The organism is Amycolatopsis sp. NPDC049688 (assembly GCF_040674975.1).
In the GTDB taxonomy this organism is placed as follows: domain Bacteria; phylum Actinomycetota; class Actinomycetes; order Mycobacteriales; family Pseudonocardiaceae; genus Amycolatopsis.
The window spans coordinates 405627-418540 of the sequence record NZ_JBFANY010000006.1 but is presented as its reverse complement, the minus strand read 5'-3'; the positions used below and the strand labels follow the sequence as shown (position 1 = coordinate 418540).

Here is a 12914-nt window from a genome sequence, read left to right as displayed (position 1 = left end):
CGTAGTGCGCGCGGTGGGCGTTTCCTACCGGTATGGCCGGGCGGAGGCGGGCGCTGATCGTCGCCAACGGCGAGTACGACAACGCGGGGCTGCAGCGGCTGGGCTCGCCCGCGGCGGACGCCGACGCCCTGGCCGGGGTGCTCGCCGACCGGGCGATCAGCGACTTCGACGTGCGAGTGGTGCGCAACGAGACCGCGTACACGGTGCAGGCGGAGATCGAGGACCTCTGCGTGGAGGGCAGGCCCGACGACGTCCTGCTGCTGCACTTTTCGTGCCACGGCCTCAAGGACGACACGGGCGCGGTGTACTTCGCCGCCCGCAACACGCGCCCCGACCGGCTGCGCTCGACGGCGGTGCCCGCGCAGTTCGTGCAGCAGTGCATCCGGCAGAGCCGGTCGCGCAGCATCGTCCTGCTGCTGGACTGCTGTTATGGCGGCGCGTTCGGCCAGGGGGTGGCGGTCCGGGCGTCGGGTGACGCGAACGTGCTCGACAGCTTCCGCGGCGGCCACGGCCGGGCGGTGATCACGGCGTCGAACTCGATCGAGTACGCGTTCGAGGGCGCGCGCTTGGCCTCGGACGAGCCCGCGCAGCCGTCGGTGTTCACCTCGGCGCTGGTGGAGGGCCTGCGCACGGGCGAAGCCGACCGCGACGAGGACGGCTGGATCGCGCTGGGCGAGCTGTACGAGTACCTGTTCGACCGGGTCCGTGAGCGCAACCCGAAGCAGACCCCGAGCCGCGACATCGAGATGCAGGGCGAGTTGTACCTGGCGAAGAGCCGCCGGCGGCGCATCAAGCCCTCCCCGGTCCCGGCCGACCTGGCGGCGGCGACCGCGGCGGAGAACCCGTTCACCCGCCTGGGCGCGGTGGCGGAGCTCCGGCGCCGGCTGTCGAGCGACAACCTGCCGGTGGCGATGGGCGCGTTCGAGGCGCTGCGGGCGATGGCATCGACGGACATCGAGCACGTGTCGGCGGCGGCTTCGGACGCGATGGCGTTCGCGGTGGTGCGGGTGGATGCGGATGTCCTGAGCTTCGCGGGGGACGTGGTCCGCAGGCGGATCCGGTTGCTGGGCCCGCCGGTGGCGCGGGCCTGCCGGTTCGAGGCTTCGCACGGGTGGATCGAGGTCCACGAGACCACGGGCGGCGCCGAGGTGACGGTGACACCGGGAGCGGAGGCCCGGCAGGGCAAGGTGGTGGTGACGGGCCCGACGGGCGAGACGGTGGTGGAGATCAAAGCCGCGGCGGTCGTCGCCGGGCCGGGGGTGCCGTCGGGCGAGGAGCCGGAGCAGGCGGCGGGGGGCGCCGCGGATGCTGCCGTCGGGACTGAGGTGGCGTCGGCCGGATCGGCGGAATCGGATCAGGGCGCGGTGGCCGAGCCGGCGGCTGCTGCCGAGGCCGGGGTGGGATCGGCCGAGGCGGCGGAATCGGAGCCGGCTGCCGTGGCCGAGCCGGGGGCAGCCACCACCGAATCCGCCGGACCGGAGCCGGCAGCGCCCGCCGAGGCGCCGGATCCGCTTGCCACCCAGCCCGGCGCGGCGAGCTTGCCGTCCGCTTCCCGCCCCTCCACTTCCCGCGAGCCCGTCGCCGTCTTCCTCGGCCTGCTCGCCGTCGGTGGTGGTGTCCTGATGGCCGTCAGTCTCGCCTTCGAATACCAGTACAACCTCAGCGACTACAGCCACACCCTCGCCGGTGCGCTTCCCGGGCTCGAGTGGTACGTCTGGCTCGCCGCCCTGGCCGCGATCGTCGCCGGGATCGCCGCAACCGCAACCGCCTACACCGCCGGGGTGGCCGTCGCCGCACTGTGGGGGCTCGTCACGACCTTCACCACCGGCCGGGCCCTCACCGTCGAAGACGGGTACCACCTCGGGGCCGCCTTCGGGTTCCTCTTCGCCGGGCTGCTCGCCGTCTTCGCCGCCGGGGCCGGTGCCGTGTGGCTCGCCCGGCGGCAGCTCGGCTTCCGGCGGCCCGGCCGGTACGAATGGGCCGCGATGGCGCTCGGCCTGATCGGCGCGGCCGGGCTCTTCCTCCAGTTTTCGGCCGACAGCAGCAGCGTCGGCGCGGTCGGCGCCGTCGCGCTCACCGCCGTCCTCACCGTCGCCGTCCCGGTGCTCGCCGGGGTCACCGGAGCCGGCCGGTTCGCCGCCGGCTGGTCCGCCGCCGCCCTCGGGATCGCGGTGGCCATCGGGAAGTCCGAACCGGAGGGAGCGAACCTCGCCGGGCTGATCGTCTTCACGGCCTCGCTCGTCCTCGGGGTCGTCGCCGGCGTGCTGATCACGCGGAATCAGCCGAACGGGCGACAGCTTTGACTTGTCGCCCGGACACCGCCGGGGTACCACGACGATCATGAGGATGCTTCTCGCGGCCGTGGCCGTGCTCGCCGGTCAGGTCTCGGGCAGCGGTGTGCAGCCCGATCCGCCGAGCTGGGGGCTGGACCGGATCGACCAGCGCACCGGCCTCGACCACGCCTACCACTACGCGACCGACGCCTCGGGCGTCACCGTCTACGTCATCGACAGCGGCGTCGACGCGAAGCACCCCGACTTCCAGGGCCGGGTCGCGCCCGGCCGGGACTTCCTGAACGGCGGCACCGACACCACCGACACCAACGGCCACGGCACCCGCCTCGCCGGCATCGCCGCCGGCAAGGACTACGGCGTCGCGAAGGGCGCCCAGATCGTGCCCGTGCGAGTGCTGGACAAGGATGGCGGCGGCGCCATCGACCAGATCATCGCCGGCATCGACTGGGTCGCGCAGAACGCCCAGCAGCCCGCCGTCGCCGTCCTCGGCATCGGCGGGGTGCCCAGCGACCAGCTCGACGCGGCCGTGAAACGGCTGGCCGAGGTGGTGCCGATCGCCGTCCCCGCGGGCAGCGAGACCGCCGACGCCGGTGGCTTCTCCCCGGGCCGGGTGCCCGAGGCACTGACCGTCGCCGCCTCCGACGCCCAGGACCGGCCGGACAAGACGTCGAACTCCGGCCAGGCCGTCGACCTGTACGCCCCGGGCGCCGACATCCCGTGCCCCGTCGCGGGCGGCACCGGCGCCGGCCCGGAGTCCGGCACGTCGATGGCGGCGGCGTTCGCGGCCGGCGTGGCCGCGCTCTACCGGGCCCAGCACCCCGGCGAAACCCCCGCCCAGGTGACCGACGCCCTGGTCAAGGCGGCGACCCCGGACGTGCTCAAGGGCGTCCCGGACGGCACCGCCAACCGGCTGCTGTACGCGCCCGCCGGATCCTGAAAAGCTGCCCAGAGGGCTCACCCGGCAACCTTGCGCGACGCATGATGTCCATCACCCGGGACTGAACTCCCGCAGAGCGGGAAGAACCGGGTAACGTGCGTTGACTTACCGATCCAAGAGGGAAGGACCGGGCATGTTCCGCAAGGTTCTGGTGGCCAACCGCGGGGAGATCGCGATCCGGGCGTTCCGCGCCGGCTACGAACTCGGTGCGGGGACGGTCGCCGTGTTTCCGCACGAAGACCGCAACTCCCTGCACCGGCTGAAGGCCGACGAGGCGTACGAGATCGGCGAACCCGGTCACCCCGTGCGCGCCTACCTCTCGGTCGACGAGATCGTCGCCGCGGCGAAGAAGGCGGGGGCCGACGCCGTCTACCCCGGCTACGGCTTCCTCTCGGAGAACCCCGATCTCGCGCGCGCGTGCGAAGAAGCGGGCATCACCTTCGTCGGGCCGAGCGCCGAGATCCTCGAACTCACCGGTAACAAGGCCCGCGCGGTCAAGGCCGCGCGCGAAGCCGGCGTACCCGTGCTCGGGTCTTCCGAGCCCTCCAGCGACGTCGACGCGCTGGTCGCCGCGGCCGAAGACCTCGGCTTCCCGGTCTTCGTCAAGGCCGTCGCCGGTGGTGGCGGCCGCGGGATGCGCCGGGTCGAGGACCCCGCCCTGCTGCGCGAGTCCATCGAGGCCGCCGCGCGCGAGGCCGAATCCGCCTTCGGCGACCCGACCGTCTTCCTGGAGAAGGCCGTCGTCGAGCCGCGGCACATCGAGGTGCAGATCCTCGCCGACGGCGAAGGCAACGTCATCCACCTCTACGAGCGCGACTGCTCGGTGCAGCGGCGCCACCAGAAGGTCATCGAGCTCGCCCCGGCGCCCAACCTCGACCCCGAACTGCGGACGCGCATCTGCGCGGACGCGGTCAAGTTCGCGAAGCAGATCGGCTACCGCAACGCCGGCACCGTCGAGTTCCTGCTCGACAAGCAGGGCAAGCACGTGTTCATCGAGATGAACCCGCGCATCCAGGTCGAGCACACGGTCACCGAAGAGGTCACCGACGTCGACCTCGTGCAGTCGCAGCTGCGGATCGCCTCCGGGGAAACCCTCGCCGACCTCGGCCTCTCCCAGGACAAGATCTACCTGCGCGGTGCCGCGCTGCAGTGCCGCATCACCACCGAGGACCCGGCCAACGGCTTCCGCCCGGACACCGGGATGATCTCCGCCTACCGCTCCCCGGGCGGCTCGGGCATCCGGCTCGACGGCGGCACCGCCTTCTCCGGCACCGAGATCAGCGCCCACTTCGACTCGCTGCTGGTCAAGCTCACCTGCCGCGGCCGGGACTTCAAGACCGCCGTCGGCCGCGCGCGCCGGGCCGTCGCCGAGTTCCGGATCCGCGGGGTCGCGACGAACATCCCGTTCCTGCAGGCCGTCCTCGACGACCCGGACTTCCGCGCCGGCCGCGTCACGACGTCGTTCATCGAGGAGCGCCCGCACCTGCTCACCGCGCGGACCTCGGCCGACCGCGGCACGAAGCTGCTGACCTACCTCGCCGACCAGACGGTCAACAAGCCGCACGGCGAGCGCCCGAAGACCCCGGACGCCACGCTCAAGCTGCCGAACCTCCCGAAGGACGCCGAGCCGGCGCCGGGGTCCAAGCAGAAGCTCGTCGAGCTGGGCCCGGCCGGGTTCGCCGAATGGCTGCGCAAGTCGCCGCACATCGGCGTCACCGACACGACCTTCCGCGACGCGCACCAGTCGCTGCTCGCCACCCGCGTCCGGTCGAAGGACCTCCTCGCGGTGGCGCCGGTCGTCGCGAACACGCTCCCGCAGCTGCTGTCCCTCGAATGCTGGGGCGGCGCGACCTACGACGTCGCCCTGCGGTTCCTCGCCGAGGACCCGTGGGAACGGCTCGCGGCGCTGCGCGAGGCCGTGCCCAACATCTGCCTCCAGATGCTGCTGCGCGGGCGCAACACCGTCGGGTACACGCCGTACCCGACCGAGGTGACCACCGCCTTCGTCCGGGAGGCGACGAAGACCGGCATCGACATCTTCCGGATCTTCGACGCGCTCAACGACGTCGAGCAGATGCGCCCGGCCATCGAAGCCGTGCGCGAGACCGGGACCGCCGTCGCCGAGGTGGCGCTCTGCTACACCTCGGACCTGTCCGACCCGGCCGAGAAGCTCTACACGCTCGACTACTACCTCAAGCTGGCCGAGCAGATCGTCGGCGCCGGGGCGCACGTCCTGGCGATCAAGGACATGGCCGGGCTGTTGCGCGCGCCCGCGGCGACCAAGCTGGTCACCGCGCTGCGCAAGGAGTTCGACCTGCCGGTGCACATCCACACCCACGACACCGCGGGCGGCCAGCTGGCCACCTACCTCGCGGCGATCAACGCGGGCGCGGACGCCGTCGACGGCGCGGTCTCGTCGATGGCGGGCACGACGTCGCAGCCGTCGCTGTCCTCGATCGTCGCGGCCACCGACCACTCGGCCCGGACCACCGGTCTGGACCTGCGGGCGATCGGCGACCTGGAGCCGTACTGGGAGAGTGTGCGCAAGATCTACGCGCCGTTCGAGGCGGGGCTGGCGTCGCCGACCGGGCGCGTCTACGACCACGAGATCCCCGGCGGCCAGCTGTCGAACCTGCGCACGCAGGCCATCGCGCTCGGCCTCGGTGACCGCTTCGAGGACATCGAGGCGATGTACGCGGCCGCGGACAAGATCCTCGGCCACCTGGTGAAGGTGACGCCGTCGTCGAAGGTCGTCGGCGACCTCGCGCTGCACCTGGTCGGCGCGGGCGTCTCGCCGGCCGACTTCGAGGCGGAGCCGAACAAGTTCGACATCCCCGACTCGGTGATCGGCTTCCTGCGCGGCGAGCTGGGCGACCCGCCGGGCGGCTGGCCGGAGCCGTTCCGCACCAAGGCCCTGGAGGGCCGGGCCGCCGCGAAGCCGGTCGTCGAACTGTCCGAAGAGGACCGGTCCGCGCTGGCTTCGGAGCCGCGCCGGACGCTCAACCGGCTGCTGTTCCCCGGCCCGACGAAGGAGTTCGAGGCGCACCGCGAGGCCTACGGCGACACCTCGGTGCTGCCCAGCAAGGACTTCTTCTACGGACTGCGCCCGGGGGAGGAGTACTCGGTCGACCTCGAGCCGGGCGTGCGGCTGCTCATCGAGCTGGAGGCCATCGGCGAGGCCGACGAACGCGGCGTCCGCACGGTGATGTCGACGCTGAACGGCCAGCTGCGGCCGATCCAGATCCGCGACAAGTCGATCGCCTCGGACATCCCGGCGACGGAGAAGGCCGAGAAGGGCAACCCGAAGCAGATCGCGGCGCCGTTCGCGGGCGTGGTGACGCTGCAGGTCGCCGAGGGCGACACGGTCGAAGCCGGGGCCACGGTCGCGACGATCGAGGCGATGAAGATGGAGGCGTCGATCACGGCGTCGGCCGGCGGCAAGGTGGCCAGGCGGGCGATCACGGCGGTGCAGCAGGTCGAGGGCGGTGACCTCCTGCTGGTCCTCGAGTGAGCCCTCGTGAGTGGTAAGGCGCGTCAGAACGCGCCTTACCACTGACGACCGCGATACGCTCGGCGGATGCTGATCAACGCGGTACCGCAGCGGCAGGGCGCGGTGGGGCCGCGCGCGGCGGAATTGCCGGACGGCTGTCTGGCGCTGGCGGAGCTGGCCGGGCACGTGCTCGGCCGGCCCGTCCACCACGTCCGGCAGACGCGCGCGGTGTCCGAAGTGGACGCCGGCGTCGCGTCCCGTGCCGTGCTCACCGGCCCGAACCGCGCGGCCCAGCTGGCCGCCCTGGAGGCCCCGGGCGGTCCGGTCCTGACCATCGGCGGTGACTGCGGCGTCGAGCTGGTCCCGATCGGGGTCGCCCGGTTCCGCCACGGGCCGGGGCTGGGCGTCGCGTGGTTCGACGCCCACCCGGACCTGAACACGGCGGAATCGTCGCCGTCCGGGGCGTTCCACGGAATGGTGCTGCGGTCGCTGTTCGGCGAAGGCGACCCGCAGTTCGCGGCGGACCCGGCGTTGACGCCCGGGAACGTGGCTCTCGCCGGGACGCGGGTGTTCGACCCGCAGGAGCGGGCGGCGGTTTCCCGTGGCCTGGTGGTCGAGACCCTCGGCGCCTTGGCCGGCGTGGAGAAGCTGTACGTGCACGTGGACCTCGACGTGCTGGACCCGGCGGAGTTCCCGGGGCTGAACTACCCGGAGCCGGACGGCTGGACGATCGACCGCCTGGTCGCCGAACTCGACGCGCTGGCGCGGTTCGAGGTGATCGGCGCGGGGATCACGGAGTGCGTGGGGACACCGCGCGAGGTCGAGGTCCTGGAGCCGGTGATCGCCGCGATCGGCCGCCTGCTGGGCTGAGCCTCACGACCGGTAGGCCGCGCGGACCGCGTCGAGGGCGGTGCCGAGGTCCGCGCCGAGGTCCTGGGCCGCCGCCGCGAAGTCCGCGGCGGCGGAGCGGAGCAGGGCACCGGGGTCCGGGCGGCCCGGCGGGATCGTCACCACCGTGCCGCGCGCGCGGGCCGTCGTCACCCAGCCCGCCGCCTCCAGCTCGCGGTAGGCCCGGGCGACCGTGCCCGAGGCCAGGCCCAGGTCCCGGGCCAGCTGGCGGATCGGCGGCAGCCGGGTGCCCTCGGGCAGCGCGCCCGCCGTGACCGCCCGGACCACCTGGTCGTGCACCTGCCGCCAGGGTGCCAGGCCGTTCTCCGTGTCGACGACGATCTTCACGCCGCAGCCGGCAGCCGTTTCGCCGGGGCCGTGACGGCCAGGAACGCCACCAGGCCGGCCACGACGACCAGGAACGACCCGAAGTCGCCGGACGGCCAGCCGATCGCCGTGCACGCGCCGATGCCCAGCCCGATCGCGACCCGGGCACTGCGGCTGCGCAGCGCCAGGTCGGTGCGCGGCTCGCCGACCGCCGGGCGGCGCACCGCGAGCAGCGTGATCGCCGCGCAGACCACCACCGTGCCCGCGGCCACCGCCAGCAGCTTCCACTGCGCCGTCAGCCCCAGGTGCACCATCGCCCCCGCGGCCGCCAGGCCGCCGAGGACCAGCACCCACACCGGGACGATCCCGAGCAGCGTCCGCGGGGCCAGCACGGCCTCCCGGCGGGCGCCGCGGGCCGGGCGCTGCGCCAGCAGCTCGGCGATCAGGCCGCCCAGCAGCAGCGTGACGACGATCGTGCCCGCCCCGCTGTCGTCGAGCAGCGGCGGGATCGCGAGGAACAGCCACGGGTACCAGAACCGGCGCCGCTTGAGGTACCGGACGGCCAGCGCGACCTCGTCGGCACCGGGGTCGGTCACCCCCCACCGCTGCAGCAAGCGCTTACCGTGCTTCTCACCCGGCCAGAGCACGATCAGGATCGCCAGGCCGATCAGGCCCGTGAAGAGCGCGACAGCGAGCACGTTGTCCCACGGCATGCCGTTACCTCCCGAAGCTTGTATCAACCATATGATACAAGCGGGGCGCGTAACCGCAGCGCGGGGCGCTCGTTACTGCGTTCGCCCGTTCGCACGCACGGTGCGGGGCACTCGGCGGGACGCTTGTCAGCTGATCGCAGCCCGGCCTCCCGAAATTTGTCATCGTCGTGACAAGAAATCGGTTTTCTTTCACCGGCGTGACACGTTTGGCGTTAGTTTTTCGATGTGCTCGTTGTCACCCCGCAACAGGCGCGGGGTGCCCGGTCGCGGGTGCTCCGCGGCCGGATTCCCGGGGCGGAGCGAAGGAGCTGCGATGTCGGTGGAGCGCGGATTCGAACACGCTGCGCCGCCCGCCGCACTGCCCCGCAAGCTCGCCGACATCCTGCGGCCGGAGCTGGCCAGCCTCGCTGCCGAAATCGTCGAAGAGATCCGCGCGACCATCCCGGCCTACGCCCGCCCGCTCGACGGGCCCTACGGCAAGTCGATCCGGGCCGGCGTCGAATACGCGATCACGTTGTTCGTCGCGCAGATCGCCGACCCGACCGTCTCGAAGGAACAGTCCCACGAGGTGCACCACCGCCTGGGGCAGAACGAAATGCGCGAAGGCCGCAGCCTCGACACGCTGCAGTCGGCCTACCGCGTCGGCGCGCGGGTGTCGTGGCGGCGGATCATGCGCGTCGGGCGGCGCAGCGGGCTTTCCTCGGCGGTGATGTCGCAGCTGGCCGACGCGATGCTGGCGTTCATGGACGAACTGGCGTCGGTTGCGCTCGACGGCTACCTGGAGGCGAAGGCGCGCACGGCGGGAGCGCTGGACACCTGGCGCCGCAAGCTGCTGCACCTGATCCTCGAGACGCCGCCGGCATCGCCGAAAGCGATTGCCGAGCTGGCGCAGCTGATCGGCTGGCCGGTGCCGTCGGACGCGACACCGGTGGCGGTCTGCCCGGCCGGCGGCGTCGCCCCGGCCCGCCGCCACGCCGGGCTGGACGCCGACGTCCTCGCCGAACTCGACACCCCGGACCCGAAACTGGTCGTCCCCGGCGAGCTGAGCAGCGCGCGCCTGGCCGCGCTGCAGGTGGCCCTGCCGGACTGCCGGCTGTCGATCGGCCCGTGCGTCCCGCTCGCGTCCGTCGCGGATTCCCTGCGCTGGGCCCGCAACGCCCTCCAGCTGGCCGAGCGCGGCGTGCTGGCGCCGCGGCCGGTGCTGCGCGCCGAAGAGCACCTGGCGACCCTGCTGGTCAACAGCGACACCGGCCTGGTCGGCACGCTGCGGCACCGCCTGTTCGCCCCGCTGGCGGACATGACGGGCAAGCAGCAGGAGCGGCTGCTGGAGACGCTGCGGGCGTGGCTGGACAGCCAGGGCAACGTGGTGGAGATCGCCGAGCGCCTCGGCGTGCACCCCCAGACGGTCCGCTACCGCATGCGCCAGCTGCAGGCCACCTTCGGCGAGAGCCTGCGCGACCCGTCGGCCCGCTTCGAGATGGAGCTGGCCCTGCGGGCCGGTGCGGCCCCGCTGCCGCTGCGGTACCCGGTCAGCGATCTGCTGCCGTCACCGCGGTCGGGTGGCTCCCGTCCACAGTGGACGTCCAGCTGACCGGGGTGCCGCCGGCCGTGCGGGGCGGCACCCCGCCGGGTCAGGTGATCGGCAGGGCCGGGGTGAACGCGCTGTTCTGGCCGGCCTGCGGCTGGCAGAGCACCGAGTAGAACGTGGGTGTGCCGTCCGGCCGGTGGAGTGACAGCAGGAGGACGAGCTGCCCCGGGGTGAACGTGATCGTGCCCGAGGCGCCGGCGGTGTGCGACGACCGCCCGCCGGCGAACTCGACCACGACCGGGCCGGGACCCCACGTCGCCGGTTTGTTCGTCGCGGCGGGCGGGTTGTCGGTCGACCGGGGCCCGTTCACCGCTTCGATGAAGACCCCGGTCCGCCCGCCCAGGAGGCCGTCGATCCCCCGGCCGGTCAGCCACGCGGACGCGGCCGGGGACAGTGTGACGCTGCCCGAAACGTCCGAGAGCCCGAAGGCGGCCCCGGGAGCGACGGTGTCCGGACCGGTGAACCCGGCCGTCAAGGTCGCCGTCTGCGGCGAACCGTCGGGGAACTGGCAGGTGTAGCCGGCGGAATCGACGTGGAACGTCGTGCTCGCGTGGGCGGGAGCGGCCGCCCCGGCGAGCGCGATGGCGGTGCCGAGCGCCAGTGACAGACTGCGGAAGACGCGCATGGTTTCCTTCCTGCGTCAGGAGATCGCGATGTCCGGCTGGAAAGCCGGGTTCTGCGCGGGATTGGTGAGCTTCAGCGAGCACATCGACGACCACGCGGTCCAGGTCCCGGTCGATTTCCGGTGGAACTGCAGGCTTTCGGAGACCTGCGGGCCCAGCGTGAACCTGATCGGACCCGAGGCGCCGGCCGTGAAGGTCAGGTCGCCGCCGAACTCGGTGAACGTCAGCGAGCCCGTGGTGGGGATCGGCTGCTCGGGGAAACTGCCCGAGATGAACGCGGTCTCCGGCGTGGCGTTCACCGCGGTGATCGAGGTGCCGAACGAACCCTGGACCGCGTCGTAACCGGCGGCGGTGAAGAGCGAGCGGACCGCCGGGGACATGACGTGGCTCAGGAAGGCGCCGGTGAGGGTGAAGGCGGCGCCCGGCGCAACGTGGTCGGGGGCGTCGAACGTGCCGGTGAAGGTCGAGCTCTGCGGGCTGATCCCCGGGTAGGTGCAGGTGTAGGTCAGCGGCGCGGTCTGCGATGTCACCGTCGCCGCCTGTGCCGTTCCCGTCGCCGCGCCCGTGACGAGCACGGCCGCCGCGACGGCCGTTCCGATCCTCATCGTTTCCCCCCTCGATCCGGTGTTACCTCGGTTTCGTGGCCGCCTTCTTCGCGGCCGCGCTCTGCGAGCCCGGCGCCGGCGGGTAGGACTCGGGCGGGCAGCTGGCGGGGTCGGGTTCGGTGCAGCCGACCAGGTTGTAGGTGTCGACGTAGGCCTGGTTGCCCGGGCCCGAGCTCATGCCGTCGAGCAGCGGGTTCAGGTCCTGCCCGCCGGTGCCGCAGCCCTTGAACCCCGGCAGCGTGAAACCGCCGTTCGGCTCGGTGCTGACGTGACCGACGCCGAACGCCTCGTACGGGCCGTCCAGGACGAGGTGCACCGGGTCCTTCGTCACGCAGTCGGCACCGAGGTCGAGCGGGACGCCGTTGATCTCGGCGTGGCTCATCCGGGCCATCACCCGCAGATCCGCGTGCAGGGAAGGGAGCTGGGTGACCGGGTCGGTGTACAGGTTGCCGCTGAAGTCGATCATCCGCTGGGTCTGGTACTCGACCGGCAGGAACTCGACCGTCGCGCTCACCGGCACGAACCCGAAGCCGAGGAAGGTCGCGGTGACCGGGCTGAACGCGGTCGAGCCGGTGACCCACGACTCACCGGTGTCGATGTTCACGTTGATGAACCCGTTGACCAGGATGGACGGGTTCGCCAGGACCGTGGCCCCCAGCTTCTTGACCGTCGACTTCGTGAGCACGCTGACCAGGCCGAGCGGCTGGGTGTACACGTTGGGGGGCGGCTCTTCGTCCATGGTCTTCACGCCGCTGCCGGCGGCGGCCGCCTGCTGTTTGGGGCCGGGCAACGTCTTCGGCAGCACGAGGATCTTCCCCAGCGTGGCCTGCTGGCCCTCGTCCAGGGTGCACGCGACCTTCGGCGGCGCGGTGGTGGCCGCGGGCGCGCCGGGAGCCGGGACGGCTTCGAGCGTGAGGGACGGCGCGGTGACTTCGAAGGTGACGGCGCCGACGGTGTTGATCGCGATCTCCGGCACGGTGCCGGTCGCGGTCAGCACGACGTCACCGGTCTCGGGCAGCGCGGTCGGGGCCACGACGAGGGAGACCGGGACCTTGTCCGAGCGGTCGTCCTGGTGGACGGCGAGGTCGAGCTGCACGGCTCCGCGCAGGGAACCGGTGGTGGCGCCCGCGGGCAGGAACGAGAGCGCGACGTCGCGGGGGAGGCTCAGCTTGACGGAGTAGGCGCCGATCGTGGCCGACGTGCCGGTCTTCGCCTGCGCGGGCAGCGTCGCCGTCGTCTCGACGGTGAGCGCGCGCGGGCCGGCCGGGTCGGCGAACGGGCAGTGCACCGAGACCGACGCGCTCGCCTGGGTGTCGGGCGGGACCGCGGGACCGGGAGCGGCCGAACCGACCCCGGTCAGCGCGCCGTTGGCCGCGGACAGCAGGCCGGCGGCCGCCAGCGCGGTCACCGTGACGGAACGGGGCCGGACTCGACGTGGCATCGGTATCC

10 protein-coding genes are annotated in these 12914 nt (G+C 72.7%); 5 read left to right on the top strand and 5 right to left on the bottom strand.

What is annotated here, in order from left to right:
• Window positions 1-32: 32 nt before the first annotated feature.
• The 4 genes from AB0J55_RS23120 (at window position 33) to AB0J55_RS23105 (ending at window position 7591) form a co-directional block, all read left to right on the top strand.
• On the top strand, window positions 33-2303 hold the full coding sequence (locus tag AB0J55_RS23120; RefSeq protein ID WP_364251842.1) for a caspase family protein: 2271 nt from the start codon (window positions 33-35) through the stop codon (window positions 2301-2303).
• 43 nt (window positions 2304-2346) lie between these two features.
• Window positions 2347-3231: a S8 family peptidase gene (locus AB0J55_RS23115; protein WP_364251966.1), complete on the top strand. Its 885-nt coding sequence runs from the start codon at window positions 2347-2349 to the stop codon at window positions 3229-3231.
• A 133-nt stretch (window positions 3232-3364) separates the two neighbouring features.
• Window positions 3365-6742 (top strand): pyruvate carboxylase, encoded by a 3378-nt coding sequence (locus AB0J55_RS23110; RefSeq protein ID WP_364251839.1) that lies wholly within the window; start codon window positions 3365-3367, stop codon window positions 6740-6742.
• Between the two features lie 66 nt (window positions 6743-6808).
• Window positions 6809-7591: an arginase family protein gene (locus AB0J55_RS23105; RefSeq protein WP_364251836.1), complete on the top strand. Its 783-nt coding sequence runs from the start codon at window positions 6809-6811 to the stop codon at window positions 7589-7591.
• Window positions 7592-7594: 3 nt separating this feature from the next.
• On the opposite strand, the gene AB0J55_RS23100 is transcribed toward AB0J55_RS23105, so the two are convergent.
• Both AB0J55_RS23100 and AB0J55_RS23095 read right to left on the bottom strand, forming a co-directional pair.
• The gene (locus tag AB0J55_RS23100) at window positions 7595-7957 is read right to left on the bottom strand and encodes a GntR family transcriptional regulator (RefSeq protein ID WP_364251833.1); all 363 of its coding nucleotides are present in this window, start codon (window positions 7955-7957) and stop codon (window positions 7595-7597) included.
• Window positions 7954-8649: a hypothetical protein gene (locus AB0J55_RS23095; protein WP_364251830.1), complete on the bottom strand. Its 696-nt coding sequence runs from the start codon at window positions 8647-8649 to the stop codon at window positions 7954-7956. Before AB0J55_RS23095 ends, AB0J55_RS23100 begins: the two co-directional genes overlap by 4 nt.
• A gap of 313 nt (window positions 8650-8962) precedes the next feature.
• Here AB0J55_RS23095 and AB0J55_RS23090 point away from each other — a divergent pair, with 313 nt between their 5' ends.
• The gene (locus tag AB0J55_RS23090) at window positions 8963-10240 is read left to right on the top strand and encodes a helix-turn-helix domain-containing protein (RefSeq protein WP_364251827.1); all 1278 of its coding nucleotides are present in this window, start codon (window positions 8963-8965) and stop codon (window positions 10238-10240) included.
• 40 nt (window positions 10241-10280) lie between these two features.
• Here AB0J55_RS23090 and AB0J55_RS23085 read toward each other — a convergent pair whose 3' ends face one another.
• From AB0J55_RS23085 to AB0J55_RS23075, 3 genes are read right to left on the bottom strand one after another with little or no spacing between them, the layout of a single operon-like run.
• Window positions 10281-10862: a DUF6801 domain-containing protein gene (locus AB0J55_RS23085; protein WP_364251824.1), complete on the bottom strand. Its 582-nt coding sequence runs from the start codon at window positions 10860-10862 to the stop codon at window positions 10281-10283.
• 15 nt (window positions 10863-10877) lie between these two features.
• Complete coding sequence (locus AB0J55_RS23080; RefSeq protein ID WP_364251821.1) at window positions 10878-11465, bottom strand: DUF6801 domain-containing protein; 588 nt, start codon at window positions 11463-11465, stop codon at window positions 10878-10880.
• A gap of 22 nt (window positions 11466-11487) precedes the next feature.
• Window positions 11488-12906, bottom strand: a complete 1419-nt coding sequence (locus tag AB0J55_RS23075) for a DUF6801 domain-containing protein (protein ID WP_364251818.1) — start codon at window positions 12904-12906, stop codon at window positions 11488-11490.
• Between the last annotated feature and the right edge of the window lie 8 nt (window positions 12907-12914).